Source organism: Rhizobium sp. CAU 1783, assembly GCF_054551725.1.
Window position 1 is genome coordinate 1,040,074 of the sequence record NZ_JBTOLM010000001.1, and the last position, 26,099, is coordinate 1,066,172.

Here is a 26,099-nt window from a genome sequence, read left to right on the forward strand (position 1 = left end):
TTGTTGCGGTCGGGCGCGGTCAGTATTAGAGGAGCCATCAAAGCCCGATTTCGACGCAGATTACAAGGAAGCCTTGCTCATGACCGTGACCGGCCTGCCATTCGACGATTTCCGCGCCCTGCTGCGCGACCTGCCCGGTCCGGATTCCGCGGCGCTCGTGGCGGCGCGTGCCCGCGACCAGCAGCTGACCAAGCCGCCGGGCGCGCTCGGCCGCCTCGAAGAGATCGCCATGTGGCTGGCCGCGTGGACCGGCCGGCCGCCGGCCGTGACACGCCCGCTGGTCGCGATCTTCGCCGGCAATCACGGCGTCACCAAGCATGGCATCACGCCCTTTCCGTCGTCGGTGACGCGGCAGATGGTCGACAACTTCGCCGCCGGCGGTGCTGCGATCAACCAGATCTGCGCGACCTACGACCTCGGCCTGAAGATCTTCGACCTGGCGCTCGACTATCCGACCGGCGACATCACCTGCGAGGCCGCCCTTTCGGAGCGCGACTGCGCTGCGACCATGGCGTTCGGCATGGAAGCGATCGCCGGCGGCACGGACCTCCTCTGCATCGGTGAGATGGGCATCGGCAATACGACGATCGCGGCGGCCATCAACCTGGCGCTCTATGGCGGCACGGCCGAAGACTGGGTCGGTCCGGGCACCGGCTCGGAGGGTGATGTTCTTCAGCGCAAGATCAATGCCGTGAAGACGGCCGTCGAGTTCCACAAGGACCATCTCGATGACCCGTTGGAAATCCTGCGCCGCCTTGGCGGCCGCGAAATCGCTGCGATGGCCGGCGCCATCCTCGCTTGCCGCATGCAGAAGATTCCGGTGCTGATCGACGGCTATGTCGCGACGTCGGCTGCGGCGATCCTGAAGGCGGCCAATTCGTCCGCGCTAGACCACTGCCTGATCGGCCATGTCTCCGGTGAGCCCGGTCACCTGAGGGCGATCGAGCGGCTCGGCAAGACGCCGCTTCTGGCGCTCGGCATGCGGCTCGGCGAAGGCACGGGTGCCGCCCTTGCCGCCGGCATCGTCAAGGCCGCGGCCGCCTGCCATTCCGGCATGGCGACCTTCGAAAGCGCCGGGGTTAGCAACAAGACCGATGACTGATCACCCACGCGAAAAGACGGTCCAGGAGGCGGCGTCCGTGATCGAGAAGAAGACGGGTGTCGCCCATTTCTTCGCGGCTGGCCGCTATTCCTTCCAAGGCTTCCGGCGGCTGATCGGCGAATCCGCCTTCCGTCACGAATTGCTGGCGCTCGCCGCAGGACTGGCGCTGTTTGCCTTCGTCGGGGCGAGCCTCGCCGAATATCTCGGTTTTGTCGTGCTGATGCTGGTGCTGTTCTGCGTCGAGGCGCTCAACACCGCAATCGAAGAGCTGGTCGACCGCATCTCGCCGGAGATCTCCACCGTCGGCCGTAATGCGAAGGACCTCGGTTCCTTCGCGGTCTTCTGCCTGCTGGTGGCAAACGGGCTCTACGCAGGCTCCGTGGTCTTCTTCTGAGCCGTCAGAAACGCACCCGGGCTGCGACTGCGCGATGGTCGGAAGGCCAGGGCGTCACGATGAGATCGGCTTCGGGCGCCTTTTCGCCGACGATCGAGACGCTGAGCGTCTCAAGCGTCTTTGCCCGGCCGAAGACGTAATCGATGCGGTCGTGATGGTCGTCCTTGGCCGTCGGTTCCGATGTCGGGGTCCAGGTGAAGGCCGGCTTTGCGACCTCGTCGGGATAGGCTGCGCGCAGGACGTCGGTCATGCCCGCTTCCTGCTCGATCCGCAGGGCGGAAGGGTATTTCACCGCCATCGGCTGACGTCCAGCCTTGACCGCGGCCTCCGTCCAGTCGCGCCAGGACGGCTCGTTGAAGTCGCCGAACAGGAAGACCGCATCGGCGCTTTCGGCCTGCTTCACATCCTTCATCAGCAGGTCGAGCGCCGGACCGCGGGCCTTTGCCGCAGCCTGGACGGCCTCGTCCGCCGTCTTTAGGAAGGGGGCGGGGCCGTAGTCTATGCCGAGCAGCTGGTAGGGCTGGTAGGGGAAGTCGGTCAGGTGGACGTTGAAGGCGAAGACCTTGCGGCCCTTGACGTCGATCTCGACGCCTAGGTCGTTGGCCGTCGGCTTGCCGATCGGATAACGGCTGAGGATGGCATTGGCCCAGAGCGCCGGATTGGTCTTTTCCTGCTCGTAGTAGAAGAAGCCGAGCGCCTTGGCGAGATCCTTCGCTACGCTCGGGCCGGTCGGCACGCAGTCATCGGCGTCGCAGACGTCGGGTTCGGGCTTGGTTTCCTGGATGCCGATGATGTCGGCGCCGGCCTTGCGGATTACCTCTGCCGTCTCCGAGACGTCCTTCTCCTCGTTCGCGCCGCCGCCCCAGATGTTGTAGCTCATGACGGTGAGCTCGGTCGCGGCATCGGCTGCCATCGCCGGTGCGGCGATGAGCGAGGTGGAGATGAGCAGGGCGCCCAGATGCTTTGTCATGACGATGATCCCGAATCCGTCGATTTTCGCCGACGATATGCGGGATCGATGACAGACGCACGAAAGAAAAGGCGACGCCGCGCCGAGGTCAGGCAAACTGGCGCTTGCGCGGCTCGACGGCGTGGGTTTCCGTGACCGCGGGAAGGCTTTCGAGAACGCGGCGCGCCGGCAGGATGGCGATTACTTCGGTGCCCTCGCGCAGCTTGGACTTCAGCTTGAACTCGCCGCCGTGCTTGGCCAGGATCGCCTGGACGATCGGCAGGCCGAGGCCGGTGCCCTGTTCGGCGCTCTTGATGGCGATGGAGCCCTGGCCGAAGGCGGAAAGCACCACCGGGATTTCGTTTTCGGGAATGCCCGGACCGTTGTCGCGGATCGAGACGTACTGGCCGCCACCCGCCGTCCAGCCGACCTTGACGGCCACTTCGCCGCCCTGGGGCGTGAACTTCACGGCGTTGGAAAGCAGGTTGAGGATGACCTGGCGCATGGCCTTTTCGTCCGCCCAGACGGAAGGCAGGTTTGCTTCGAACTGTTCGGATATCGAGATGTTCTTCGCCTTGGCGCGCAGCTGGACCATGCCGATGCAATCCTCGGCGAGATCGAGAAGCGAGACGACTTCCTCGTTCAGCTCATACTTGCCGGCCTCGATGCGGGAGAGGTCGAGGATCTCGTTGATGAGGTCGAGCAGATGCTGGCCGGAACGGTGGATGTCTCCGGAATATTCCTTGTAGAGCGGATTGTTGAGAGGCCCGAGCACTTCGGTCGCCATCACCTCGGAGAAGCCGAGAATGGCGTTCAATGGCGTACGCAGCTCGTGCGACATCGAGGCAAGGAAGCGGGATTTCGCGAGATTGGCCTCTTCCGCGCGGCGGCGGGCTTCGTCCGACAGGGATTTTGCGACCTCGAGCTCGGCGATCAGGTCGTCCTTCTCGCTCTGGAAGGAGAGCAGCTTGAGATTGGCCTGGTGCAACCGGCTCGTGATGTAGATGAAAAAGACCAGCGCGGTCGTGAAGAGGGCGGTGACGCCGATGTCGAGTATGTGGCGGCTGGAGATCGCAGTAAACAGAAGTGCGCCGACCGTCGGCAGGAAACCGAATAGCACCGCCTGGCGCAGCAGCATGTTCGACATGGCGGTGACCGAAAGCACGATCAGCAGTACCGCGCCCTTGTAGAACACGAAGGTGTCACCGCAGGGATTGCAGGATTGCAGCGAGAAGAACGCCCAGCAGGCGCCCATGCTGACCTGTCCGATCAACAGAAGCCGCCGCCATCTGATGAGGTTTGCTGCGACAAGGTCCACCCGCGAGGCGCGTTTGACGAGGATGATGTTCAGCGCGTGGATGGTGAGTGTGGCAAGCGTCCACAATAGCAACGTCGGGTCGGGATTGATGTAAGCGCCGAATCCGCTGACCATGAGGATGATGATCGGCATCACCGCGGCACCCTGCAGCGTGGCACCAAGATGCATGCCGAGTATCTCGCTTTCGAAAAGCAGGGAACCGGACTGATTTGATTGCAGGCGTTCACGCGTCGTGCGAACGGCTTTCGCGACGGCCTTGTTGCGATGGCCGCGGGAAAGGTCGACGATGTTCTTGTCTGTCGAGGTGGTTACGCCGTTACTCATGTCCCGAAAGATCGCTTGCCGCTGATCAGACGAGACTAACGACCATTTGTTAAGAAGATACTCCCGAACAAGGTTTTGTTTGCCATGATCGCAAAGCTTTCATTTTCGAAATGGGCCAAATTGTGAATCGTAGCTTCCGTCTTCTGCGCGACGGCGTGGTTGCTGCGTCCGCACTTCTTCTTGCCCTTCTCATCGCCGCCAAGCTCGACCGGGACAACCGCATTGACCTGACGGGACGGTTCGTCGCTGTGGACGGCGATACGCTCGCGCAGGGGGATCAGCGCTTCCGTCTCGAGGGGATCGATGCGCCGGAGATCGGTCAGACCTGCGGCGTGGAACCTGCTGTTGATCCTTGCGGTTCTTCTGCTCGGGCGCGACTGGCTGCCTTCGTCGGGCAGCCTTCGTTTTCCTGTAGCGGCGGTGGCGTTGACAGATATGGACGGCGACTGGTGCGTTGCGTCATCGACGGTCTCGACGTCAACGGCAGAATGGTCCGCGAGGGCCTTGCCGTCGCTTATGGCGATTATGGTGGCGAGGAGGCGGCGGCCCGCGAGGAGGGGCTCGGCATCTGGTCCGGACCCTTCGATCGCCCGTCGGACTGGCGGCGCATCCATCGCGCCGGGATGGAGGAAACCGAACATGCCTCAGGTATTTTCGCTTTGCTCCGCCGTTGGCTTGGTATCAACTGAGGGAAACGAGGGAGGTTTCATGAAGCTCTATGATGGTGGACGCGCGCCCAATCCGCGCCGGGTGACGGTGTTCCTCAAGGAGAAGGGGATCACGGTCGAAACCGTGCCGGTGGACATGGGCAAGCTCGGGCACAAGTCGGCGGAGATCGCCGCGAAGAACCCGTTGCAGCGGTTGCCGGTGCTCGAGCTCGACGATGGCACGGTGATTTGCGAGTCGGTGGCGATCTGTCGCTATTTCGAGGAGATCCAGCCCGAGCCGCCGCTCTTCGGGGTCGATGCGACCGACAAGGCGATCGTCGAGATGTGGAACCGCCGCGCCGAGCTTCACTTCTTCGCGCCGGTCGCAGCGGCCTTCCGCCACCTTCATCCGGCGATGGCCGAATGGGAGGTGCCGCAGGTGCCGGCCTGGGGCGAGGCGAACAAGCCGAAGGCGCTGGAGTTCCTGAAATTCCTCGATCAGGAACTGGCGGGGCGGGCTTTCGTCGCCGGGCCGCGCTTCACGATCGCCGACATCACCGCGATGATCGCCTTCGAGTTCATGAAGCCGGCGAGGATCACCTGTCCGGACGAGTTTACCCATGTGTGGCGCTGGTTCAGGGACGTTCAGGCCCGGCCGAGCGCGGCGCTCTGATCCGGGTCGACGGGAAGCGTGATGCATCCGGCGAACGACAGGCATGACGGGCCGGACGATGAGCTGGACGATCTCAGGCGGGCGATCGGCGCCTGCCGGATCTGCCGGGACTGTCCGGCTGGCGGAGAGGAGAGGCGTCTTCCCCACGAGCCGCGTCCGGTCGCGATCATTTCCACCCGCGCCCGCGTCCTGATCGCCGGCCAGGCGCCAGGGCTCAAGGTTCATCAGACGGGGCTGCCATTCAACGATGCATCCGGCGACAGGCTACGCCAGTGGCTCGGGGTTGATCGGGAAACCTTCTATGATCGAGACCGCTTTGCCATCGTGCCCATGGGATTCTGTTTTCCGGGCTATGACGCAAACGGCCATGACCTTCCGCCTCGACGGGAATGCGCGCCCGAGTGGCGGACTGCGGTCATGGCGGCCATGCCGCAGGTGGAGCTCGTCCTGGCTATCGGCCAGTATGCGCAGGCCTGGCACCTCGGAAGCCGCCGGCGCCGGACGATGACCGAGACGGTCGAGCATTGGCGTGACTACTGGCAAGCCAATGTGGATGGCCCCAAGGTGCTGCCGCTTCCGCATCCGAGCTGGCGCAACACGGGCTGGCTGAAGCGCAATTCCTGGTTCGAGGCGGAGGTTCTGCCGATCCTGAAAAAGCAGGTGAAAACGCTCTGCGCATGAAACGATTTTCTTTGCTTTAAGTTATTTTGCTTTATATGAGGAAAAATATTCGAAAGGCAGTGGCATGGATCGACTCGACCGAAAAATACTCCGCATCCTTCAGGAAGACTCCACGCTTGCCGTGGCCGACCTTGCCAAGAAGGTCGGGCTTTCGACCACGCCGTGCTGGCGCCGTATCCAGAAGATGGAGGAGGACGGCGTGATCCGCCGCCGGGTCGCCCTGCTCGATCCGGCCAAGGTGAACACCAAGGTCACCGTCTTCGTGTCGATCCGCACGTCGAGCCATTCGATCGAGTGGCTGAAGCGGTTTTCGGAGGTGGTGGCGGAGTTTCCGGAAGTCGTCGAGTTCTACCGCATGAGCGGCGATGTCGACTATCTGCTGCGCGTCGTCGTGCCGGATATCGCGGCCTATGACGCCTTCTACAAGCGGATGATCGCCAAGATCGAGATCCGCGACGTCTCCTCGGCCTTCGCCATGGAGCAGATCAAGTACACGACCGAGCTTCCGCTCGACTACATGATCCTCGACAACCAGAAGTCTCAGGAAGACTGAGCGGGATCAAGATCCTCAGGGCTTCAGGCGCTTGAGGATCTTTACGCTGGTCAGTTCGCGGACGGCGTCCTTGCCGATCCAGCGCGCCGTCTTGTCGGTGCTTCCCGCCAGTTTTTCGGCGAGCGCGAGGGCCGGGGCGTGGCAGGTGCGGTTGCGTTTGCCGATGTTGCGCAGGGCCCAGTTGACGGCCTTGCGGACGAAATTGCGCGGGTCGGTCGCGTGGGCTTCGATCAGCGGAAGATAGCCGACAAAGGTCGCGTCCGGTTCCTTCTTGCGATGGACGGAGGCGCCGGCGATCATTGCGAAGGCGGTGCGCCGGACGAATTCCCGTTCATCGGCGGCAAACTCCGCAATGAGCGACTGCCAGAATTCCGTTTCGGTCAGCAGGTCGGCTGCGGTATCGACGATCTCCCAGGAATTGAAGTCGTCGGCGAGGCGCATCACCTCGTCCCTGGACAGCGCCCTGGGATCGAAGGTCCAGATGGCGAGCATCCGGGCCTCGCGGATCCCGGTGTCCCAGAGCGCCATGGCGCGCCGGTGGTCGACGCCCGCTTCCTTCGCCAGCTTCTGCAGGACCGGGTTTCCGATGCCGATCGCCGTGTCGGTGACGATGCCGTATCGGCCCATGCCGGCGATGTTGGTCTCGTTGCGCTGAGTGCGCAGGAAGGCAACGATCTCTTCGACGGAGGAGGCGGGCGTAAACGTCATTTTTCCAGGCGTGCCAGCAGCGAGGACGTATCCCACCGATTGCCGCCGAGCTTCTGGACCTCACCGTAGAACTGGTCGACGAGGGCGGTCACGGGCAGGTTTGCGCCATTGCGACGGGCTTCTGTCAGCACGATGTCGAGATCCTTGCGCATCCAGTCGACGGCAAAGCCGAACTCGTAGCGGCTTTCGTTCATCGTCTTGTATCGGTTTTCCATCTGCCAGGAGCCGGCCGCCCCCTTGGAGATGACTTCGACAACCTTTTCAATGTCCAAGCCGGCTTTCTTGCCAAAATGAATCCCCTCGGCGAGGCCCTGCACCAGGCCGGCGATGCAGATCTGGTTGATCATCTTGGTCAGCTGGCCGGCACCGACCGGACCCATCAGGCCGACCATGCGGGCAAAGGCGTCGATCACCGGTTTCGCCCGGTCGAAGGTCGCCGGGTCGCCACCGCACATCACGGTGAGCACGCCGTTTTCCGCGCCGGCCTGGCCGCCGGAAACCGGCGCGTCGACGAAGGCGAGGCCCTTTGCAGCCGCGGCTTCGGCAAGTTCGCGGGCGACTTCGGCCGAGGCGGTGGTGTTGTCGATCAGGATCGCGCCCGGTTTCATGCCCGAAAGCACGCCGTTTTCGCCGATCGTGACGGAGCGCAGGTCGTCGTCGTTACCGACGCAGGTGAAGACGAAATCCGCATCGGCGGCCGCTTCGGCCGGCGTCGGAGCGGCCTTGCCCCCGAACTGGACAACCCATTTCTCGGCCTTGGTGGCGGTGCGGTTATAGACGGTGACGTCGTGCCCGCCCTTCGTCTTCAGATGCCCGGCCATCGGGTAACCCATGACCCCCAAACCGATGAATGCGACCTTTGCCATGCCTTATGTCTCCTGCCATGTGCGTTCGAGCTGGCAGGATTAGAACATTGTGGAGGTGAGGAAAAGGCTGGTACGCGAAACCTGTGGTCGAAGATGCCGGGAGTTCGGTTGGTTCGTGGGGCTAGATACCGTCCCCCGCAACAAGCCCGGTGGCGGGTGCGTTCTGCCGTATGTTCCCGTAAAGCGCTGCATTGCGCGGGTGGCGCCTGGAATCGTCGAAGTAGTTAGAACCCGGTTCAAGGCTGTCGGAAATGTCGGTCCATAGCCTCCGCAACCGCCTGACGTGGAGATCGTCCGTGATCCAGCACATCAGGTGCTCGGCAGCGTTCGAGAGGAGCTCCGGATTGGTGCTTATAAGTTCCCTTGCCCACTTGCAGTACTCGTCCACCGATACCTGCCGGCTGCCTTGCTTGTCCCGGATTAGAAACTGTGCCTTTCCGGCATCGGCGATCCGGCGAAGGTTATCCGTCGGCGCCATCAGGATGCTCATGTAGATGTCATCGAATTGCGGTGGTGAGTAGATGCTGTCTATCGCGCGCTCGAGATCGAAGATCGTGCGGATGTTGATCTCGCGCAGCAGCATGAAGCGCTCCAGCCCGACGATATGGCACAGTTGCGCCTGCCCAATCCAGTCGATGCATTGATAGATGCCGTAAGGTGTTTCGACATGCAGGAGGATAGGGTTGTAAGTGGCTAGGTTCTGGACGTCGAATATCCCGCATTCTTCGAGGCGGAATCGTGTTTCGAAGTCTATGCCGTCAAGAACATCAAGGGAGGTGATCTTGGTGACCTCGACGAAGCGGTCATCCGTCATCTTGATCCATTTCACCAGCGATTGGAGCTTGACGAGGAGGAATTTCGTCGACGTCTGCGGCATCAGGCCCAGTAAAGGTGCGAGGCCGAGCCACAGGAAGGAAATTCCGTTGTTCGATTTGGTGGCATCGCCGGTAAGCACCGTGCCGATGGCATGGAGCGGATTGGGGAACGCAGCGTAGAGAACCATCGCGAGCAGGATAGACGCCACGGTTTCCGTGGTTACCCTCAAGATGCTGCTCGAAGTCAGGTCGAATACCGTCAAGCGGCTCAGGAGGTAGCGGACAGATGCTATGTAGGCACCAAGGAAGGTCAGGGCAGCGATAACATACAGCCGTTGCGGCATGGAAGTTGACCCCATGACTGCGAGAAATTTGCAGGAATTCACTGCTTGGAACCCGCCGACGATCGCCTGGCCGAGGAAGTGAAAGCCGAAATAGCTGATGAGGATAAAACCGATCGAGGAGAAGAGAAGTCTCCAGCTGAAGGCGATCCGGTGGGCCTGAGCCGCCTTGATGTAGAGCTCGAGGCGTCGTTGTTCGGAGGCGTGCCGAAACTCTTCTCTGTCGTCCTTGAGGATATCGATATCGGCAGTGTATTTGGAGCGCACGAACTCGAAGGAAGGGTTGGTGGCCAGGCCGTTGTATCTTCCGTGGGGCTCGGTCTGAGGCGGATTCTTGTTATCGGGGCCATCGCGAAGCGGCTCTTGTACGGGTCCCTCGGCGTCTCTGGCGACCAGTTCGCGCGGGACGGCGTCCGCGTCGCCGGCGCCGATCTGCTGCACGACATTCGCCCCGCTCGGCATTTTCCTGGCCTGCCGCTTGGGTTTGACTTCGAAGATCTGGAAGAAATCCTGAATTTGCCGCAGCCGGGCGAGGCGTATCTCGTGGCGGGCCAGGATGATCAGCATGGGCGCAATCAGCGCCATGACGAGCGCGAGCCAGTTGATCCTGCTCAGCACGCTGACCGTCGCCGCCGGGGTGCAGAATGCGTTCGCAATCAATGCAGACCACGAAGACACGTCCATTCCGCGGCCCTCCCACACTCAAGAGGACATTTTAGGTTGCGGACGACAGTCCGTCTACGAACCGCAATCGCGTCATGGTTGCGGATTGAAGTGTTCCGATGTGTGGGTGCCAGCGGAACGGCGCTGCCTTCAGCCCTTCAATCTCGCGATCACCAGGTGGCCCGGGGTCGGGTTTCCGTCCTGCATGCGGACGTTGATCTCCGAGATTTCGACGATCTCGAAGCCCGTGGCGGCCAACCGTTCGCGGACATAGGCCTCGGAATGGGCGAAGCGCTGGTGCGGGCCGACCATGTAGGGACGTCCGGCGAGGATGTCGTCCGGCAGGGTTTCTGACGAGAAGGCGAAGATGCCGCCCTGGACCATGTTTTCGGCTGCACCGAAGAACAGCGGTTCGAGCGCGCCGAGATAGGGGAGCACATCGGTCGCGGTGACGAGGTCGAAGGGTTCGTCGTCGTTGTCTTCGAGAAAGTCTTCGACCTCAGCGACATAGAGGGTCTCGTAGAGATCCTTTTCGTGGGCGATCTCGACCATGTTCTCCGAGATGTCGATGCCGGTGATGTCGTCGACCATGTCGCGCAGCGTGCCGCCGGTAAGGCCCGTGCCGCAGCCGAGATCGAGCATGCGCTTGAAGGGGCCGAGGCCGAGTGCCTGCATGCGCTGGCGGACCATGACCGGCACCGCATAACCCAGTTGTTCGACGAGAATGTCCTCGAAGGCTTCGGCGTGCTGGTCGAACAGGGTTTCGACATAGGCGTCGGGCGCCTTCGGCGGGGCATCGCCGCGGCCGAGCGAGGCGATGCGAACCGAGGCGCCGCCGTGGTCCTCCGGATCGATTGCCAGCACTTCTTCATAGGCCTTGACGGCGGCGTCGATGTCGCCTGCCTTTTCGAGCGCGAGTGCCCGGTTATACGCTTCCGCCAGCGCGTCTTCGTCGATCTTGGCCATGTGGAGCACTCCGATAACCGGGCCGCCGCCTGTCGGTGGCCGTTTCGCAGGCTCTAATGCGTCGCGTTGCTTTTGGCAATGCGGCTGTCCGACCGGGAGGCCGCTCCGCTTCAGTGGAGGATGAATTCGCCTTTGAGCGAGCGCCACTCATTGGCTCCGATCATCTTCCGGTGGACGTAGCAGACCGAGTGCAGCGGTCCGTCGAGCTTGTCCTGCCAGAACTTCAGGAAGCTCCGCATCTCGGGGAATTCCGGTGCCAGATCGTAGTGCTGCCAGACATAGGTCTGCAGCAACTGGGGATGGTCGGGCAAGCGGTAGAGGATTTGCGCCGTCGTCAGGCCGTAACCTTTCAGCATCAGTTCCATTTCGTGGTTCATGACAACCTCGTCTTCGTTCCCTTATCCAGAGGACCGGAGCCGGCGGTGTTCCGCTTCGGCGGACCGATCGGCCGCGCCACGGGAGCGGCCTGTCTGAAATGGAAACATCGCAAGGTTAACGAAGATTTAATCTGCGCCTTGAGGGCGCGGATTGCTCTTTTCCTGCAATGGCTTGGCAGTCGATTGACCGGAGTGCTGCCACGGGCGGACCGGGTGCTCGCCGTGCCGGTTCAGCGTTTCAGGTGGCGGGTGAGGCGTGCCTCGAGCCAGGCCCAGATGTGCCGCATGGTTTCGACCATGGTGAGGTAAAAGACGGCAGCCCAGAGATAGGCCTGATAGTCGAAGGTGCGCGAGAAGGTGTAGCGGGTCTGCCCCATCAGATCGAGCACGGTGACAACCGCGACGACGGCTGATCCCTTGACCATCAGGATGATCTCGTTGCCGTAGGGGCGGAGCGCCACGATCAGTGCCTGCGGCAGGATGATCTTGCGGAAAGTGACGAAGGGACTGAGGCCGAGCGACATGGCGCCTTCGGACTGGCCGCGCGGCACGCTGAGGATTGCCCCACGGAGAATTTCCGCCTGGTAGGCCGCGGTGTTGAGCGTCATCGAGAGCAGCGCGCAATACCAGGCCTCGCGGAAGAACCACCACAGGTGAACGGACTCGATCTGCGCCTTGAACGAGCCGAAGCCGTAATAGATCAGGTAGATCTGCGCGAGCAGCGGCGTTCCGCGGAACACGTAGACATAGGCGTAGGATATCACGTTCAGCACGCGGCTCTTCGACATGCGCGCGAAGGCGATCGGAATGGAGAGCAGGGCGCCGAACGTGATCGATACGACGACGAGGGTCAGCGTGACCCAGAGGCCCGAGAGATAACGCGGACCGTATTTGACAAACTTGTCGGTGTCCCAGTTGCTGACCATCATGTAGACGAGGGCAGCCGCGAGCAGGATCCACAGCCCGAGGCCGATGAAGCCGATGATGCGCGAGCCGCTCATGCGGGAGGCGACCTTCGGCGGTGCCGGACGAGGCTCGATAAGGTTGGTCGCGTAGCTCATCGACGACCTCCGGCGCGGTTGCTCCAACGGTCGATCATACTGATGCCAATCGAGGAAAGGACGGCGAGCGCGAGGAAGAGCGCGCAGGCGAGAAAGTAGAAGAAGAAGGCCTCCTTGCTGACCCTGGTGGCGATACTCGTCTGGCGCAGGATATCCGACAGCCCGATGACCGAGACGAGTGCCGTGTCCTTCAAGAGGTTCATCCAGAGATTGCCCAGGCCGGGCAAGGCGATGCGGATCAGCTGCGGCAGGATGATCAGGCGCATGGTGCGGCCACGATGGAGGCCGAGCGCGTCGCCGGCTTCATACTGTCCCTTGGGAATGGCGCGGAAGGCCGAAAGCAGCACCTCCGAGCAATAGGAGGAAAAGACGACGGACAGCGCGATCATGCCGGCTGTGAAGGCATTGATCTCGATTCGCTGCTCGTTGCCGAACCAGGCGAGGATCGCCTGAATGCCCATCTGCACGCCGTAATAGACAATGAACAGGGTCAGGAGTTCGGGAAGGCCGCGGAAGATGGTCGTGTAGATGCCGCCGGCCATGCGCAGCGACTTTTCCTCGGACTGCATGGCAAGCGCGATGAAGAAACCGACCATCAAGCCTATGGGCAAGGTCGCTAGGGCCAGCGAGATGGTGATCTTTACGCCGAAGGCGATTTCGTCACCCCAACCCGCGCCGCAGGCGACCAATGATGAGCTGCCGAGAAGGTTGAACAACCCGACCGGTCCGCACAACGGATCGAAAGCATACTGAAACCAGGCCCAGAATGAGCCGAGGGCGGAAAGTGCGCCGCTCATACTCTATGTCCCCCTGCGGTTCGTGCCGCATCTTTTATTTTCGGTCTTCTCATAAATGACAATGGCGGAAGAACGAGTCTTCCGCCATCGCTTGTCTGCAGATTTCAGGGGATCACTGGCCGTACACGTCGAAATCGAAGTGCTTGTCGTTGATTTCCTTGTACTTGCCGTTCGCGCGGATCGCCTTGATGGCGGCGTTGAACTTTTCGGCGAGTGCGGTTTCGCCCTTGCGGACCGCGATGCCTGCGCCCGGACCGTTGATTTCAACGTCGGCCGGAAGGGCGGTTGCGATCTTGCAGCAGGCGCCAGCTTCCGACTTCACCCATTCCGACAGCACGACAACGTCGTCGATGACGGCGTCTACACGGCCGCCTTCGAGGTCGAGCTTGTACTCGTCGGTGGTCGGGTAGAGCTTCAGTTCGGCGTCGGGTACATGCTTTTCAGCATAGTTGGCGTGGGTCGTCGAGGACTGCGCGCCGAGGACCTTGCCCTTCAGGTCGGCAATGCCGGTGATCGTGGAGTCCTTCGCAACGGCGAGCGCCGGGCCGGTGTTGTAGTACTTGTCGGTGAAGTCGACCTTTTCCTTGCGCTCCGGCGTGATCGACATCGACGCGATGATGGCGTCGAACTTCTTAGCCTGGAGAGCCGGAATGATGCCGTCCCAATCCTGGGTGACGAATTCGCAGGTGACTTTCATCTCATCGCAAAGGGCCTTGGCGATATCGATGTCGAAGCCGACGAGCGAGCCGTCCGATTCGAGGTTGTTGAAGGGCGGGTAGGCGCCTTCCGTGCCGATGATCAGCTTGTCCTCCGCCATCGCGCTGCCGGCGAAAAGCGACAGGGCGGCAATCGAAGCGGCGGCGAAGAAACGTGTCGAGATACGCATGTGATCCTCTCTGTTGGTCGTTCGCGCGGTTGTCTTGTCCCCCGCGCTGAACAGGGCAAGCGCGGCACCTCCGTGCCGTACCTGGGGCGATATTCCTACTCTTTCTTCCGGAAAATCAACACCAAACACGCGTTAGAACAAAAAAATCGCGTCAATTAGCGATTACGAATGCAAGCCATGAAAATGCAATACTGATGGGGATTGCAGAAATTCGATGAAACTTTTTCGTTCAGCCAAGGTTAATTTGCCGCTTTATACGTTCTGTGCAATGGGAGCGGCAGAACAGGGGGCGGACACAAAAAAGCCGTTCCATCACCTGCTCCTAAAACGACATCGTTATGGTGCCACGCTTCGCAAGGAATTGGATATGAGATTGAGATCGAAACTGTTCGCTACCGTAGCCCTGCCGGTCCTGTCGGCAGCCGTCATGGTAGAGCCGGTCGCGGCATCCGCCGTGACGCAGACCGAGAGAAGCGTGAGCCAAAGCCGGACTTCGGAGCCGGTGGGTATCCTTGTCGCGCAGGATGCGACGGTGACCTGCAGCGATGGCAGCCAGGCTGCCGATCAGGCGACCTGCGATGCGATCGACGCCCAGCGTGCGGCTGATCAGCAGGCAGCGGAAGAGGCTCAGCGTGCGGCCGAACAGCAGGCTGCCGAAGAAGCCCAGCGTGCCGCCGAGCAGCAGGCAGCGGAAGAAGCCCAGCGCGCCGCCGAGCAGCAGGCCGCCGAAGAAGCCCAGCGTGCCGCCGAGCAGCAGGCTGCCGAAGAAGCCCAGCGTGCCGCAGAGCAGCAGGCTGCAGAAGAAGCCCAGCGTGCCGCAGAGCAGCAGGCTGCAGAAGAAGCCCAGCGTGCGGCGGAGCAGCAGGCTGCCGAAGAAGCCCAGCGTGCGGCGGAGCAGCAGGCCGCTGAAGAAGCTCAGCGTGCAGCCGAACAGCAGGCTGCTGAAGAAGCCCAGCGTGCAGCAGAACAGCAGGCTGCAGAAGAGGCCCAGCGCGCCGCCGAGCAGCAGGCTGCGCAAGAGGCCCAGCAGGCAGCCGAGCAGCAGGCTGCCGAGGAAGCACAGAAGGCAGCCGAAGAGGCTCAGCAGCCGGCCCCGGAGATGGTCACTTGCGCCGATGGTTCGCAGGCGGCTTCTGCCGATGCCTGCCCGGCACCCGAGGCTCCTGCCGAGCAGCCTGCTGAAGAGCAGGTCCCGGCCGAGCAGCCCGCAGAGGAACAGGCGCCGGCCGAACAGCCCGCAGAAGAGCCGGCGCCCGCCGACCAGACCGAACAGGCACCTGCCCAGGAACAGCAGCAGGATCAGGCTGCGCCTGCGGAGGAGCCGGTTACCGCGCCGACCGACGAGCAGACCCAGCAGGGCGAGGCGGCTCCGGCCGAACAGCCCGCCCAGGACGCCACGACCCAGGACGCAACGACGCCCGACGCCACGCCGGATCAGGCCACGACCGAACAGCCGGCTGACCAGCAGCCTGTCGAGGAAGTGGTGGTTCCTGCCGTAGAACCGCCGGCCGAGGTTCCGGTCGAAGAAATCGTCGATACGCGGACCGAAGAACAGAAGCAGGAGATTGCCGAGGATCCGGCTGCGACCGCAGAAACGGTCGTCCTGCCGGTCGACAATGGCGGTGCCGTGCTCGACAGTGACAAGGATGCCGACAACACCGGTTCCGCCGAAACCCGCGAGGTTCGCACGCAACTGCGTGCCGAAACCGAGGTTGCGCCGGCTCCGGAGAGCGACGCTGCCGCACAGGCCGATGCAGCCAAGGTCGAGCCGCAGGTGATCCAGGCGTTTGCCGCCGAGCAGGGCACCCAGCTTGATGCCGCGCCCACCTTCGAGGTGCCGACGACGGTCGTCAACAACGTGACCAATGCCACGAATGTTACGAACATCACCAATGTCACGAACGTGACCAACAACGTGACGAACATCAACCAGGTCAATCAGGTTCGTGTCATCGAGCAGGTCGATAACCGTACGGTCATCAACATCGGCAACCAGGTGGTTGTTCGTGGCGACGACCGGCCGCGCCTTCGCTGGGATGCCTCGGAGACCTATTACGAGGAACTGCCCCGCGGCCGCGTGCGCGAGACGATCGAGCGTGCCGACGGTTCGCGCCTGGTTACGATCTACAACCGCTATGGCGACATCATCCTGCGTTCGCGCTTCACCTCGGATGGCGACGAGTATGTGCTTCTCTACTCGCCGGAGGCCGATTCCGAACGGGCCCGCATCTATGTGGACGTCGGCTACAGCCTGCCGCCCATGCGCCTGACCGTGCCGGTCGATGACTACATCGTCACGACCTCGCGCGCTCCGGATCGTGACTACTACGACTTCCTTGCCCAGCCGCCGGTCGAACGTGTCGAGCGCGTCTATTCGATGGACGAAGTGAAGTCCTCGTCGCGTCTGCGCGACAAGGTGCGTCGTATCGACCTCGATACGATCACCTTCCCGTCTGGCTCGGCCGAAGTGCCGCTGGCGCAGGCCAAGACGCTACGCAAGGTGGCCGAAGCGATGCAGAAGGTACTCGACAAGGATCCGGGTGAAACCTTCCTGATCGAGGGTCATACCGATGCCGTCGGTTCGGACCGGTCGAACCTGATCCTGTCCGACCAGCGCGCAGAGACGGTCGCGAACCTCCTGACCGAAGTCTACGGCATTCCGCCGGAAAACCTCTCGGTTCAGGGTTACGGCGAGCGTTACCTGAAGATTCGCACGGCCGAAGCCGAGCAGCAGAACCGCCGCGTCGCGATCCGTCGCGTCACCTCGCTGGTTCGTCCGGCCACCACCGCGAACCGCTAAGCGGGTTGCTATCCAAAGAGAAGGCCGCCGGGGAAACCCGGCGGCCTTTTCGTTTGTCGGTCTGCCTTGCCGGAATTCAGTCCATGCGTGGTGCCGGAAGGCCGGTGGTCTCAGCGATGAAATCGGCGATGGTCGCGGTGTCGTCGAGATCGAAGACGGGCAATTCCGTCCCGGTGACGGGATGATCGGCGGCGATCGCGACGATGTGGGGATCGCTCGGTGCCAGCGGTTCGCGGTTGTTGGCTTCCAGGCGGCGGGCCTCGATCTTCGGCACCGGTTCGCGCTTGTAGCCCTCGATCAGCACCAGATCGCAGGGCCCGAGGCGCGAGAGGATTTCCTCGAAGCTCGGCTCCTCGCGCCCGCGCAGTTCGTGCATGATGGCGTAGCGGGTGCCGGAGACGATCGCCACCTCGTGCGCGCCGGCCTGCCGGTGGCGGTAGCTGTCGGCGCCGACCTTGTCGATGTCGAAGTCGTGGTGGGCGTGCTTGATCGTCGATATGCGGTAGCCGCGTCGTGTGAACTCCTCGACGAGGCGGACGGCGAGGCCGGTCTTGCCGGAGTTCTTCCAGCCGGATATTCCGAAAATGCGCGGGCGTTCGTTCATGCTTCAAGGGCCTCGAGGAAACGCTCGGCGGCGACGAGATCGTCGGGCGTGTTGACGTTGAAGAAGGGGTCGAGCGGTCCGGCGGCGGTCTCAATCGGCGGGAAATCCACCACGGTCGCCGCATGGCGGGCAATGAAGGACTGCAGACGCCGGTTTGCGGGGTCGGCGAGCCAGGCTTCGAGATCGGCTGCAATCGAAAGCGGCCAGAGGGCCACGACCGGGTGGGATCGGCCGGCGGACGCGGCGAGCGCTATCTCCTCAGGCCCTCCAAGGGCGGCGTGGAGCCGGTCGGCAAGATCAGCCGGCAGGAAAGGGGTGTCGGCCGGAACCGTCAGGAGATGGGAGGCGGCGGGATATTCTGTCCGTGTCCGCTTCAGCCCGGCAAGAATGCCTGCGAGCGGTCCGGCGTGTCCGGCAATGGTGTCCGAAACGAGGGGAAGGGAGAGGTTAGGGTCCGGTGGTTGTATCGCATTGACCGCAAGCGACGCGACCTGCGGCGAGAGGCGCTCGGCGACACGGGCGATCATCGTCTTTTGACCGAGCAGTACGGTCGCCTTGTCCCGGCCCATGCGGCGGGACAGGCCGCCTGCAAGGATCAGGGCATGCAGGGGCCTGGTGCTCATCTCATTTGCCCGATTCGTCAGTTGGCGTCGCGGTCAGCGTAGCGCAGGTAGAGGATTGCGGCGACGGCCAGAACGCAGCAGACGAGCATCACCCCGATCAGGGGAAGCGCGCCACTTTCGACGGTCAGGATCGACGAGGCGAAGAGCGAGAGCGCCGCGCCGCCGGCCATGGTCATCGCGCCGCCGAGGCCCGAGGCGGAGCCCGCGAGTTCCGGTTTCACGCTGACGATGCCGGCATTGGCGCTCGGCAGGGTCAGGCCGTTGCCGAAGCCGACGATGACCTGCGGCACGAAGAAGGCTGCCGCCGATCCGGCGCCAACAGCAAAGAGTATCGCCGGAAGGGCTATGCCGGCGAGGGACACGAGCGCGCCGGCCAGCATCATGTTGGAGATCCCGGCACGCCTCGCATAGCGGCCGGAGAGGAAGTTGCCGACCATGTAGCCGGCGGCGATGAAGACGAACTGCATGCCGAGCGTGCTCGGGCTCATCTTCATCAGCGTGGCCCCGACGAAGGGGGCGCCGCCAAGGAAGGCGAAGAAGGCGCCGGAGGTGAAGGTTGCCGTTGCGGTATAACCCCAGAAAGTGGGCGAGGCGAGGAGGCCAGGCCAGGCCCGAAATTGCTGGGCGAAGCTCGACGAGCGATTGTGGTTTGTTTCCCCGAGATCGGCCCAGGCCAGCGTGAGAACAATTGCACCAAGAATGAAGATGGCGGCGAAGTTTGCCCGCCAGCCGAAGGTATCGTTGAGCACACCGCCGAGGGTCGGGCCGATCATCGGAACGAGGGTCATACCCATGGTGACATAGCCGATCATCGAGGCCGCTTCCTCCATCGGCACCATGTCGCGCACGATGGCGCGCGACAACACAAGGCCGGTGACGACGGCGGTCTGCAAGAGGCGGCCGGCCACGAGTACGGCAAAGCTGTCGGCCAGCATGCACATCGCGGTTGCGACCAGCAGCAGAGCCAGCGCCGCAAGGACGGTCGGCCGACGCCCGAAGCGGTCGGACAGAGGCCCGATCACGATCTGCACGAATGCCGTCACCGCGATATAGCCGGATATCAGGATCTGGATGGTCGCGTAGTCTACGCCGAAATGAGCCGCCATGTCCGGGAGCGATGGCAGGAAGATGTTCATCGTCAGCGCGGAAAGGCCGGCGACGGCGACGAGGCTCAGCACATGCGGCGGACTTTGCCGGTCGAGAAAACGCGCCGTACTCATCAGATTACGGGGCCTTTCCCTTCGAGCCGGGCCGCTTCTTCCCGCCGCTTCTTCTCGCGGTAGAAGGCGTAGAGGCCCGAGCCGATGACCACGCTTGCGCCCGTCGCCATCCAGGCATCGGGTACCTCGCCGAAGAAGAGCATGCCGAGCGCGACCGCCCAGAGCAGGCTGGTATAGCGGAATGGGGCGATGAAGGAGATCTCGCCGGTGCGCATGGCCATGATGATCCCCTGATATCCGACAAAGATCAGCAGCGACGTGAGCACCATGACGGCCCAGGTCCCACCGCTCAGCGGCGTCCAACCGCCGAGGACCGGTGTCAGGGTGGCGCCTGCAATGGTGACGCCTGTCGCCGTGCAGAGCGTGATCGCGAGCGAGGAGGTGGCCGGGTCCACCTTCTTGGTGACGAGGTCGCGCGCGGCGGCGAAGAAGACGCTCAGCAGCACATAAAGGGAAGAGAGGGTGAAGCCGTCGGGGCCGGGGCGGATGATGATCAGCACGCCGACGAAGCCGATGCCGATCGCCAGCCAGCGGCGCCAGCCGACCGGTTCCTGGAGGAAGAGCGCCGCGCCGAGAGTGACGGCCAGCGGCAGCGACTGGAGGATCGAAGAGATATTGGCGAGCGGCATGGAGCCGAGCGCACTGAGGAAGGTGACGGCGGCAAGCGTCTCGAAGAGCACCCGCAGGCCGATCATCGGGTCCTTCAGCATGCGCACATGACCGAGCGCACCGAGGTGCCTCGCCACGAGAAAGACCAGGATGCTGGTGAAGAGGCCGCGCACCAACATCAGCTGTCCGACGTTCATCAGGGGGCTCACCGCCTTGCTGAGGGCGTCGTTGCAGGTGAACCCGGCCATGGACAGCGTCATCAGCAACGCGCCGCGGGTATTGTTGGACAGGGCCATCGGCAAAGAATCTCCCAGAATGCGGGGCTCGTTCTAGCCGATGTGGGATCCGGCGCCTACTGGCTGCCGACCTTTGTTGTGTCGCATATCAGTACTGTCTGAATAATATCAGATCCGGGATACACTTTTAACGATTGTTCAAGCTCCAGGCTGGAAGTTATCCAAACCGCATGAGGCGGCATGGATTCCCGACGGTCCTTGATGAACAGGGCGCCTTCGCCGGATTGCTTCCGAGGATCGCATGGGTTTCATCGACCGTCTTCTGCAGAGCCGCAGGATCGTCACCAAGGTGCTGCTGTTCGTGGTACCGCTCGTCATCCTGATGGCCGGGGTCGGTTTGCTCGGCTATTACACCGCGAACATGCTGAACGGGCACATGACCGTGACGCGCGCGACCATCGGCAATATCAGCGATCTGGAACAGGTGCAGGTGGCGCTGCAGGAGTTCAGCATCGAGCCCTCCGAGGAAACCCGCTCTCATCTCGTGAAAGCGGTCGATTCCGAAGAAAAGGGGCTCGAGGTCCTCGACGGCATCCTCGCAAAGCAGGCGGCCAAGGCCGACCTCGATGACCTGCGTTCGCTCGGTGCCCGGATGCGCGGCGAACTCGACCGGATGTGGTCGAACAAGAACGAACGGGACGCGATCGACGCCTCGATCGGCGAGAGCCTTGCGGCGGTCCGCGCTGAAGGCGGCATGCTGAGCAAGCAGATCGAATTCGTTCGCAAGGATTTTTCCGACAAGGAATCCTTTGCCAAGGAGCTTCTCTTCGACGCCTCGGCGTTCAAGGCGGTCGGCGAGCGCATCGTCAAGCTGCGCGATGCGATGCAGAAGTCGTTCGTGCCGGCCGACCAGATCGCGCAGGCCCGCCTATACGGCGCCGCGCTGACCAAGGAGATTGGCAAGGCAACCAAAATCGCTTCGAGCAAGGGGCAGAGGACGCTCGCCGAGATCTCCGCCGTTGCCGACAAGCTCGGTCCCGTTCTCGACGGCACCCATACTGACATCGATAAGGCGATCGCCATCGGGCAGGTCGTCACGGAGCTGGCGGCCATGGAGCAGAAGCTTGCCCAGCAGGCCGGCAAGAATAGCAATACGGCTTCCGAACGCTTCGTCGGTCTCGACAAGCTGGTGGCCGAACAGAAGGAATTGATGAGCGAAGTGGAAGCCACGATCGTTGCGATCGATGCCCTCAGCCTTCACGCGGAACGGTTCCGCGGCTTGGTCGACGAGGCGTCCCGCAAGCTGATGCTGGACGACCTCGCGGCAATTACCGAACGGGCCGACAGTATCGGCAAGCTCGGAGCGAAGAACAGCACGATGCGGGATTTTGCCGGCAAGCTGAAGCCCGTTGCCACCGCCATCGACAGCCAGTCCGCCAGCCTCATGACATCCGCCGAGGAATGGCGTCAGCTGCGCACCGTCGCCGGCGACCATGTCGGCAAGGCGATGGCGTCGCTGCGCGAATTCGTCAGCCATGCCCAGGAAATCGGCAAGGACGACAGCGAGCGCTCGGCCAGCATTTCCGTTCTGGCGATGGTGGTCGGCACGCTGCTCGCCGTGGTCGGCGGCCTGCTCCTCGTCGAGACGCTGCGCGCGCCGTTGAAGCGTATCACCGACGTCATGGGGCGTCTGGCCAGCGGCGACCTTCAGGTTCCGATCGAAGGGCGCGAACGGGGTGACGAGATCGGCGACATGGTGCGGTCCGTCACCGTCTTCCGCGACGCTGCGGTCGAGAACCGGCGGCTCGAGGACGAGGCGACCGTGGCGCGACAGACTTCGGCGCGCGATGCCGAACAGCGGGCGGTGGAACGCGCAAGGATCGAGAGTGAACAGCGTGCGGCGCTGGACGCCCTTTCCGACGTGCTGGAGGCGCTGGCCGCCGGCAATCTGGAGCGCGCGATGCGCAACGACCTGCCGGGCGATTTTGTCGCTATGGCGGAGACCTACAATCGGGCGACCGAGGCTCTGAGGGCGACACTAGTCGATGTCCGTGCCGCAAGCGCCGACATCAATGCCGGCACCGGCAACCTTGCGGTCTCGGCCGATGACCTCGCGCGCCGCACCGAGCAACAGGCCGCAGCGATTGAGGAGAGCGCGCGTGCACTGAACCAGCTCGCCGATGTGGTTCGGACCACGGCAGAAGGTGCCAACCGCACGGCCCAGTCGGTGCAGCGGACCGGGGAACAGGCGCGCCAGTCGGGCGTGATCGTGACGCAGGCGGTCGAGGCCATGGGCGAGATCAGCCGGTCCTCGGAGCGGATCTCGACCATCATCGGCGTGATCGACGAAATCGCCTTCCAGACCAATCTTCTGGCACTCAATGCTGGCGTCGAGGCGGCGCGCGCAGGCGAAGCGGGCCGAGGCTTCGCGGTTGTGGCTCAGGAAGTTCGCGATCTTGCCCAGCGTTGTGCGGGTGCGGCAAAGGAAATCAAGGAGCTCATTTCCGTGAGCGGCAGCCAGGTGCGTTCAGGCGTGACGCTCGTGGAGCGGACCGGCGGTGCGCTCACGGCGATCATCGAGCAGGTGGAGGAGGTCCGGCAGCTGGTCGAGACGATCTCGTCCGCCACGCATCAGCAGTCGACAGGCCTCAACGAGGTCGCACGCGCGGTCAAGGATGTCGAGCACATCACGCAGCGCAACGCCGCCATGGTCGAGGAGAACAATGCCGAGATCCATGGCCTTCGCCAGCGGGTGGAATTGCTGATGGCGAAGATCGACCAGTTCCGCATCGGCCGCGACGCCACGCGCCATCAGCCGCCGCATCGGGGCGCTGCGTAAGGATGGTGAGGGCCGGCGTCAGCCGCCGGTCACGCTCATGTGGCGTGCCACCGCCGGACGGCGGTGGGCGCGGTCGATGATGAAATCATGGCCCTTGGGCTTGCGCGCGATGGCTTCGTCGATCGCCGACGAGAGATAGGCGTCGTCATCGGATGCCCGCAAGGCAGTCCTGAGGTCGGCCGCATCGTCCTGGCCGAGGCACATGTAGAGCGTGCCGGTGCAGGTCAGGCGGACGCGGTTGCAGCTTTCACAGAAGTTATGTGTCATCGGCGTGATGAAGCCGAGCCTGCCGCCGGTTTCCTTCACCTCGACATAACGGGCGGGGCCGCCGGTCGAAAGCGGGATGTCGGCAAGGGTGAACGTCTGTTCGAGGCGTTCGCGCACCGTGGACAGCGGAAGATACTGATCGGTGCGATCCTCGCCAGTTTCGCCCATGGGCATGGTCTCGATCAGGGTGAGGTCCATGCCGTTGGCATGGGCATAGCGCAGGAGCTCGGGGATCTCGTGCTCGTTGAAATCCTTGAGCGCCACGGCATTGAGCTTGACGCGGATACCGGCGTCCTGGGCCGCGCGGATGCCTTCCATCACCTTGTCGAATTCGCCCCATCGCGTGATCGTCCGGAACTTGTCGGGGTCGAGCGTGTCGAGGGACACGTTGATCCGCCGGACCCCGCAATCGGCGAGCTCTGAGGCAAAACGCGAGAGCTGTGATCCGTTGGTCGTCAGCGTCAGTTCTTCCAGCGCCCCCGACTGAAGATGGCGCGAAAGGTTGCGGACGAGAAACATGATGTTCTTGCGCACCAGCGGTTCGCCGCCGGTCAGGCGCAGCTTCTTCACACCCTTGGCGATGAAGGCGGAACACAGGCGATCCAGTTCCTCGAGGTTAAGCAGGTCCTTCTTCGGGAGGAACGTCATGTTTTCCGCCATGCAGTAGGTGCAGCGGAAATCGCAGCGGTCGGTGACGGATACACGCAGATAGCTGACCGTGCGGCCGAACGGGTCGACCATCGGTGCGTCACTGTGTGCGAGTCTCTCGGCGTCTCGCCATGGCCCGGCGTTGAAAGTCAAAATTGAGCCTCCCACTTTTCACTAAAATGGTCACAGTGGCCCCACGCGTCAAGCAATCGGGCGCCGGATCGCCCGGCAAAATGTCTTGCGCTGCACAAGGCGCGGGCCTAACTCTCGGCGCGTGAGACGACAGGGGAAGACGATGAGCGATTTCTGGCCGAGTGAATTGAAGGTATCGAAGGACCGTCGAACGCTGTCGGTCACCTTCAACGACGGGGTGGTTGCAGCTCTTCCGGCGGAGATGCTGCGGGTGCTTTCTCCCTCGGCCGAAGTGCAGGGCCACGGGCCGGGCCAGAAGGTGACCGTGCCGGGCAAGCGCAATGTGGCCATTGCTGCCGTGGTGCCGACCGGAAACTATGCCGTCCGCATCGGCTTCGACGATGGTCATGACACAGGCATCTTTACCTGGAACTATCTTCGGGAACTCGGGGAGACCGGCGAGGCAAAATTCGCCGACTATGAACGCGAACTGGCGGAAAAGGGCCTGAGCCGCGACGGGCGGCGCTGACCGGCCCTAGACTTTCAGTCCTCCGTCGCCTCTTCGCTTTGCAGTCGGGCGATCAGCTTTTCCATGTTGGTCGCCATCAGCAGGCAATCCTCGATCGGGGTCGCCGAGAGGGTGCGCTCGATCAGCTCGGTCTGGATGGCCATGGCCCGGAGGGTCAGCTCACGGCCATTCTCGGTCAGGAACAGGCGAAGGATCCGCTTGTCGCGTGCATCGGCACGCCGCTCGATCAGGCCGCGCTTTTCCATCTGCGGAAGCAGCATGCTCATGTTCGAGCGGCCGACGAGCAGCTTGCGGGCGAGTTCCTGCTGCGAGATCCCCTCGAAGCGGTAGAGGTTCACCAGGATGTCGAGATGCGGTGGCTTGATGTCGAGCGACGTCAGCGCACGTGTCAGCGCCTGCTGCATCAACTGGCAGGCACGTCCGACGGAGATCCAGCTCTTGAAACGCGGATGGTCCCAGGGCAGGGCTTGATTTTTGTTCATCGTTGTACTTTATTGTTCATCATTGAACATTAAATAGGAATCCGACTATGCCATCCTTTGCCGCGAAGGTCACCCGATTCGGTTTCTCCGCCCTGACCAGTCTGTCGCCATCCGTTGCGAGCCGCGCCGCCTGGGCGCTTTTCTGCCGGACGCCTTCCCGCCGGCCGAAGGGCGGGAAGGCAAAATCCGCCTTCGCCTCGGGTGCACTGCTGCTGTCCCAGGCGGAGAAGCTCACTGTCGGCAGGGGTGCGGAGAAGGTCGGGGTGCAGCGTCTCCTGTCGCCCGATTGCTCGGCGCCGCGCATCCTTGTCATTCATGGATGGGGTTCGCGTGCGGAGTATCTGGCCGAACTCGCGGTCGGCCTGCGGGAGGCGGGCGCCGAGGTGGTGGTTGTCGACCTGCCCGGGCACGGTCGCTCCGCCGGACGCCGTCTCGACATGCTGCTTGCCGCGAGGGCATTCGCGCGTGTGGAAGAACGGTTCGGCCCGTTCGACGGTGCCGTCGGGCACTCCTTCGGCGGTGCCGCGCTGATGACCGCATCGGGAGGTGCCTTTCCGGGTGTCGCAGCCTTCGCGGCGGATCGCATGGCGGTCATCGGTTCGCCTTCGGAGATCGAGGACGTGTTCGACGGGTTTTCGCGAATGGTCGGCCTGTCGCCCGAGGTGCGGCGCTTGATGGCCGCCCATGCGGAGCGTGTGATCGGCTGCGGTATCAAGGCGCTCGACGGGGTGCCGATCGCAAGACGCCTGGCACGGCCGCTTCTGGTCGTTCATGCCGAGGACGACAAGGAAGTCGGCGCCAAACATGCACGGCGCTACCGGGGCGTCGGCGACCATATCCGCCACCATTGGGCGAACGGGCAGGGGCATCGGCGGATCGTCAGTGCGCCGGAGGTGATTGCCGAGGTCGCGGCGTTTCTGGTTCGCGAACCCAATGCTGCCCGGGTTGACGGCCCGGACCGCCTGCGCAACGTGTCATCCTTCTGATAT

General features: G+C 63.1%; 26 protein-coding genes. 10 read left to right on the forward strand and 16 right to left on the reverse strand.

Features of this window, described 5'->3' with window-relative positions; all coding sequences use genetic code 11:
- Positions 1-79 precede the first annotated feature (79 nt).
- Positions 80-1,102: a nicotinate-nucleotide--dimethylbenzimidazole phosphoribosyltransferase gene (gene cobT, locus ACX93L_RS04755; protein WP_459403759.1), complete on the forward strand. Its 1,023-nt coding sequence runs from the start codon at positions 80-82 to the stop codon at positions 1,100-1,102.
- Positions 1,095-1,496 (forward strand): diacylglycerol kinase, encoded by a 402-nt coding sequence (locus ACX93L_RS04760; protein WP_169587497.1) that lies wholly within the window; start codon positions 1,095-1,097, stop codon positions 1,494-1,496. The genes cobT and ACX93L_RS04760 overlap by 8 nt, the downstream gene beginning before the upstream one ends.
- Positions 1,497-1,500: 4 nt before the next feature.
- Here the strand turns inward: ACX93L_RS04760 and ACX93L_RS04765 are convergent, their stop codons facing one another.
- Together ACX93L_RS04765 and ACX93L_RS04770 are read right to left on the reverse strand one after the other, a co-directional pair.
- On the reverse strand, positions 1,501-2,466 hold the full coding sequence (locus tag ACX93L_RS04765) for an endonuclease/exonuclease/phosphatase family protein (RefSeq protein ID WP_459403760.1): 966 nt from the start codon (positions 2,464-2,466) through the stop codon (positions 1,501-1,503).
- 88 nt (positions 2,467-2,554) lie between these two features.
- Positions 2,555-4,087, reverse strand: coding sequence for a sensor histidine kinase (locus tag ACX93L_RS04770; RefSeq protein WP_459403761.1), 1,533 nt, complete (start codon positions 4,085-4,087; stop codon positions 2,555-2,557).
- Between the two features lie 110 nt (positions 4,088-4,197).
- On the opposite strand from ACX93L_RS04770, the gene ACX93L_RS04775 reads away from it, so the two are divergent.
- The 4 genes from ACX93L_RS04775 to ACX93L_RS04790 all read left to right on the forward strand — a co-directional run bounded on the left by ACX93L_RS04775 (position 4,198) and on the right by ACX93L_RS04790 (position 6,641).
- On the forward strand, positions 4,198-4,776 hold the full coding sequence (locus tag ACX93L_RS04775) for a thermonuclease family protein (RefSeq protein WP_459403762.1): 579 nt from the start codon (positions 4,198-4,200) through the stop codon (positions 4,774-4,776).
- A 19-nt stretch (positions 4,777-4,795) separates the two neighbouring features.
- Positions 4,796-5,407, forward strand: coding sequence for a glutathione S-transferase family protein (locus ACX93L_RS04780; RefSeq protein ID WP_459403763.1), 612 nt, complete (start codon positions 4,796-4,798; stop codon positions 5,405-5,407).
- A gap of 21 nt (positions 5,408-5,428) precedes the next feature.
- The gene (locus ACX93L_RS04785; RefSeq protein WP_459403764.1) at positions 5,429-6,088 is read left to right on the forward strand and encodes a uracil-DNA glycosylase family protein; all 660 of its coding nucleotides are present in this window, start codon (positions 5,429-5,431) and stop codon (positions 6,086-6,088) included.
- A gap of 64 nt (positions 6,089-6,152) precedes the next feature.
- Complete coding sequence (locus ACX93L_RS04790) at positions 6,153-6,641, forward strand: Lrp/AsnC family transcriptional regulator (protein WP_459403765.1); 489 nt, start codon at positions 6,153-6,155, stop codon at positions 6,639-6,641.
- Positions 6,642-6,656: 15 nt separating this feature from the next.
- On the opposite strand, the gene ACX93L_RS04795 is transcribed toward ACX93L_RS04790, so the two are convergent.
- From ACX93L_RS04795 to ACX93L_RS04830, 8 genes are all read right to left on the reverse strand, one after another.
- Entirely contained in the window at positions 6,657-7,349 is a 693-nt protein-coding gene (locus ACX93L_RS04795) for a DNA alkylation repair protein (RefSeq protein WP_459403766.1), read from the reverse strand.
- A complete protein-coding gene (locus ACX93L_RS04800; RefSeq protein ID WP_459403767.1) occupies positions 7,346-8,215 on the reverse strand; it encodes an NAD(P)-dependent oxidoreductase in 870 nt (289 codons plus the stop codon). The genes ACX93L_RS04795 and ACX93L_RS04800 overlap by 4 nt, the downstream gene beginning before the upstream one ends.
- Before the next feature lie 121 nt (positions 8,216-8,336).
- Entirely contained in the window at positions 8,337-10,055 is a 1,719-nt protein-coding gene (locus ACX93L_RS04805) for a hypothetical protein (RefSeq protein ID WP_459403768.1), read from the reverse strand.
- Positions 10,056-10,184: 129 nt separating this feature from the next.
- On the reverse strand, positions 10,185-11,000 hold the full coding sequence (locus ACX93L_RS04810; RefSeq protein WP_459403769.1) for a methyltransferase domain-containing protein: 816 nt from the start codon (positions 10,998-11,000) through the stop codon (positions 10,185-10,187).
- 110 nt (positions 11,001-11,110) lie between these two features.
- Positions 11,111-11,377, reverse strand: a complete 267-nt coding sequence (locus ACX93L_RS04815; RefSeq protein WP_169587518.1) for an usg protein — start codon at positions 11,375-11,377, stop codon at positions 11,111-11,113.
- A gap of 230 nt (positions 11,378-11,607) precedes the next feature.
- The gene (locus ACX93L_RS04820) at positions 11,608-12,438 is read right to left on the reverse strand and encodes an ABC transporter permease (RefSeq protein WP_459403770.1); all 831 of its coding nucleotides are present in this window, start codon (positions 12,436-12,438) and stop codon (positions 11,608-11,610) included.
- Complete coding sequence (locus ACX93L_RS04825; protein WP_459403771.1) at positions 12,435-13,235, reverse strand: ABC transporter permease; 801 nt, start codon at positions 13,233-13,235, stop codon at positions 12,435-12,437. Before ACX93L_RS04825 ends, ACX93L_RS04820 begins: the two co-directional genes overlap by 4 nt.
- A 112-nt stretch (positions 13,236-13,347) precedes the next feature.
- On the reverse strand, positions 13,348-14,121 hold the full coding sequence (locus tag ACX93L_RS04830) for an ABC transporter substrate-binding protein (RefSeq protein ID WP_459403772.1): 774 nt from the start codon (positions 14,119-14,121) through the stop codon (positions 13,348-13,350).
- Between the two features lie 367 nt (positions 14,122-14,488).
- On the opposite strand from ACX93L_RS04830, the gene ACX93L_RS04835 reads away from it, so the two are divergent.
- Complete coding sequence (locus ACX93L_RS04835; protein WP_459403773.1) at positions 14,489-16,921, forward strand: OmpA family protein; 2,433 nt, start codon at positions 14,489-14,491, stop codon at positions 16,919-16,921.
- 76 nt (positions 16,922-16,997) lie between these two features.
- On the opposite strand, the gene mobB is transcribed toward ACX93L_RS04835, so the two are convergent.
- The 4 genes from mobB to ACX93L_RS04855 are packed head-to-tail and all read right to left on the reverse strand — an operon-like array spanning position 16,998 to position 20,273.
- The gene (gene mobB / locus ACX93L_RS04840) at positions 16,998-17,525 is read right to left on the reverse strand and encodes a molybdopterin-guanine dinucleotide biosynthesis protein B (protein WP_459403774.1); all 528 of its coding nucleotides are present in this window, start codon (positions 17,523-17,525) and stop codon (positions 16,998-17,000) included.
- Entirely contained in the window at positions 17,522-18,148 is a 627-nt protein-coding gene (gene mobA, locus ACX93L_RS04845) for a molybdenum cofactor guanylyltransferase MobA (RefSeq protein ID WP_459403775.1), read from the reverse strand. The genes mobB and mobA overlap by 4 nt, the downstream gene beginning before the upstream one ends.
- Before the next feature lie 17 nt (positions 18,149-18,165).
- A complete protein-coding gene (locus ACX93L_RS04850) occupies positions 18,166-19,368 on the reverse strand; it encodes a multidrug effflux MFS transporter (RefSeq protein ID WP_459403776.1) in 1,203 nt (400 codons plus the stop codon).
- Positions 19,368-20,273 carry a DMT family transporter gene (locus ACX93L_RS04855; RefSeq protein ID WP_459403777.1) on the reverse strand — a complete coding sequence of 302 codons (906 nt, stop codon included), beginning with the start codon at positions 20,271-20,273 and terminating at the stop codon, positions 19,368-19,370. Before ACX93L_RS04855 ends, ACX93L_RS04850 begins: the two co-directional genes overlap by 1 nt.
- A gap of 241 nt (positions 20,274-20,514) precedes the next feature.
- Between ACX93L_RS04855 and ACX93L_RS04860 the strand changes: the two genes are divergently transcribed.
- Positions 20,515-23,052 (forward strand): methyl-accepting chemotaxis protein, encoded by a 2,538-nt coding sequence (locus tag ACX93L_RS04860; protein WP_459403778.1) that lies wholly within the window; start codon positions 20,515-20,517, stop codon positions 23,050-23,052.
- Between the two features lie 18 nt (positions 23,053-23,070).
- Here ACX93L_RS04860 and moaA read toward each other — a convergent pair whose 3' ends face one another.
- The gene (gene moaA / locus ACX93L_RS04865; RefSeq protein ID WP_459403779.1) at positions 23,071-24,060 is read right to left on the reverse strand and encodes a GTP 3',8-cyclase MoaA; all 990 of its coding nucleotides are present in this window, start codon (positions 24,058-24,060) and stop codon (positions 23,071-23,073) included.
- A 202-nt stretch (positions 24,061-24,262) separates the two neighbouring features.
- Between moaA and ACX93L_RS04870 the strand changes: the two genes are divergently transcribed.
- Positions 24,263-24,628, forward strand: a complete 366-nt coding sequence (locus ACX93L_RS04870) for a gamma-butyrobetaine hydroxylase family protein (protein ID WP_459403780.1) — start codon at positions 24,263-24,265, stop codon at positions 24,626-24,628.
- A gap of 14 nt (positions 24,629-24,642) precedes the next feature.
- Here ACX93L_RS04870 and ACX93L_RS04875 read toward each other — a convergent pair whose 3' ends face one another.
- Positions 24,643-25,110, reverse strand: coding sequence for a MarR family winged helix-turn-helix transcriptional regulator (locus tag ACX93L_RS04875; protein WP_459403781.1), 468 nt, complete (start codon positions 25,108-25,110; stop codon positions 24,643-24,645).
- Positions 25,111-25,157: 47 nt separating this feature from the next.
- Between ACX93L_RS04875 and ACX93L_RS04880 the strand changes: the two genes are divergently transcribed.
- A complete protein-coding gene (locus ACX93L_RS04880) occupies positions 25,158-26,096 on the forward strand; it encodes an alpha/beta hydrolase (RefSeq protein ID WP_459403782.1) in 939 nt (312 codons plus the stop codon).
- Positions 26,097-26,099: the final 3 nt, after the last annotated feature.

Bases quoted from the DNA above. Each gene is read 5' to 3' on its own strand.
- cobT (WP_459403759.1), top strand. From the start codon at position 80: ATGACCGTGACCGGCCTGCCATTCGACGATTTCCGCGCCCTGCTGCGC.
- ACX93L_RS04760 (WP_169587497.1), top strand. From the start codon at position 1,095: ATGACTGATCACCCACGCGAAAAGACGGTCCAGGAGGCGGCGTCCGTG.
- ACX93L_RS04765 (WP_459403760.1), bottom strand. From the start codon at position 2,466: ATGACAAAGCATCTGGGCGCCCTGCTCATCTCCACCTCGCTCATCGCC.
- ACX93L_RS04770 (WP_459403761.1), bottom strand. From the start codon at position 4,087: ATGAGTAACGGCGTAACCACCTCGACAGACAAGAACATCGTCGACCTT.
- ACX93L_RS04775 (WP_459403762.1), top strand. From the start codon at position 4,198: ATGGGCCAAATTGTGAATCGTAGCTTCCGTCTTCTGCGCGACGGCGTG.
- ACX93L_RS04780 (WP_459403763.1), top strand. From the start codon at position 4,796: ATGAAGCTCTATGATGGTGGACGCGCGCCCAATCCGCGCCGGGTGACG.
- ACX93L_RS04785 (WP_459403764.1), top strand. From the start codon at position 5,429: ATGCATCCGGCGAACGACAGGCATGACGGGCCGGACGATGAGCTGGAC.
- ACX93L_RS04790 (WP_459403765.1), top strand. From the start codon at position 6,153: ATGGATCGACTCGACCGAAAAATACTCCGCATCCTTCAGGAAGACTCC.
- ACX93L_RS04795 (WP_459403766.1), bottom strand. From the start codon at position 7,349: ATGACGTTTACGCCCGCCTCCTCCGTCGAAGAGATCGTTGCCTTCCTG.
- ACX93L_RS04800 (WP_459403767.1), bottom strand. From the start codon at position 8,215: ATGGCAAAGGTCGCATTCATCGGTTTGGGGGTCATGGGTTACCCGATG.
- ACX93L_RS04805 (WP_459403768.1), bottom strand. From the start codon at position 10,055: ATGGACGTGTCTTCGTGGTCTGCATTGATTGCGAACGCATTCTGCACC.
- ACX93L_RS04810 (WP_459403769.1), bottom strand. From the start codon at position 11,000: ATGGCCAAGATCGACGAAGACGCGCTGGCGGAAGCGTATAACCGGGCA.
- ACX93L_RS04815 (WP_169587518.1), bottom strand. From the start codon at position 11,377: ATGAACCACGAAATGGAACTGATGCTGAAAGGTTACGGCCTGACGACG.
- ACX93L_RS04820 (WP_459403770.1), bottom strand. From the start codon at position 12,438: ATGAGCTACGCGACCAACCTTATCGAGCCTCGTCCGGCACCGCCGAAG.
- ACX93L_RS04825 (WP_459403771.1), bottom strand. From the start codon at position 13,235: ATGAGCGGCGCACTTTCCGCCCTCGGCTCATTCTGGGCCTGGTTTCAG.
- ACX93L_RS04830 (WP_459403772.1), bottom strand. From the start codon at position 14,121: ATGCGTATCTCGACACGTTTCTTCGCCGCCGCTTCGATTGCCGCCCTG.
- ACX93L_RS04835 (WP_459403773.1), top strand. From the start codon at position 14,489: ATGAGATTGAGATCGAAACTGTTCGCTACCGTAGCCCTGCCGGTCCTG.
- mobB (WP_459403774.1), bottom strand. From the start codon at position 17,525: ATGAACGAACGCCCGCGCATTTTCGGAATATCCGGCTGGAAGAACTCC.
- mobA (WP_459403775.1), bottom strand. From the start codon at position 18,148: ATGAGCACCAGGCCCCTGCATGCCCTGATCCTTGCAGGCGGCCTGTCC.
- ACX93L_RS04850 (WP_459403776.1), bottom strand. From the start codon at position 19,368: ATGAGTACGGCGCGTTTTCTCGACCGGCAAAGTCCGCCGCATGTGCTG.
- ACX93L_RS04855 (WP_459403777.1), bottom strand. From the start codon at position 20,273: ATGGCCCTGTCCAACAATACCCGCGGCGCGTTGCTGATGACGCTGTCC.
- ACX93L_RS04860 (WP_459403778.1), top strand. From the start codon at position 20,515: ATGGGTTTCATCGACCGTCTTCTGCAGAGCCGCAGGATCGTCACCAAG.
- moaA (WP_459403779.1), bottom strand. From the start codon at position 24,060: ATGGTCGACCCGTTCGGCCGCACGGTCAGCTATCTGCGTGTATCCGTC.
- ACX93L_RS04870 (WP_459403780.1), top strand. From the start codon at position 24,263: ATGAGCGATTTCTGGCCGAGTGAATTGAAGGTATCGAAGGACCGTCGA.
- ACX93L_RS04875 (WP_459403781.1), bottom strand. From the start codon at position 25,110: ATGAACAAAAATCAAGCCCTGCCCTGGGACCATCCGCGTTTCAAGAGC.
- ACX93L_RS04880 (WP_459403782.1), top strand. From the start codon at position 25,158: ATGCCATCCTTTGCCGCGAAGGTCACCCGATTCGGTTTCTCCGCCCTG.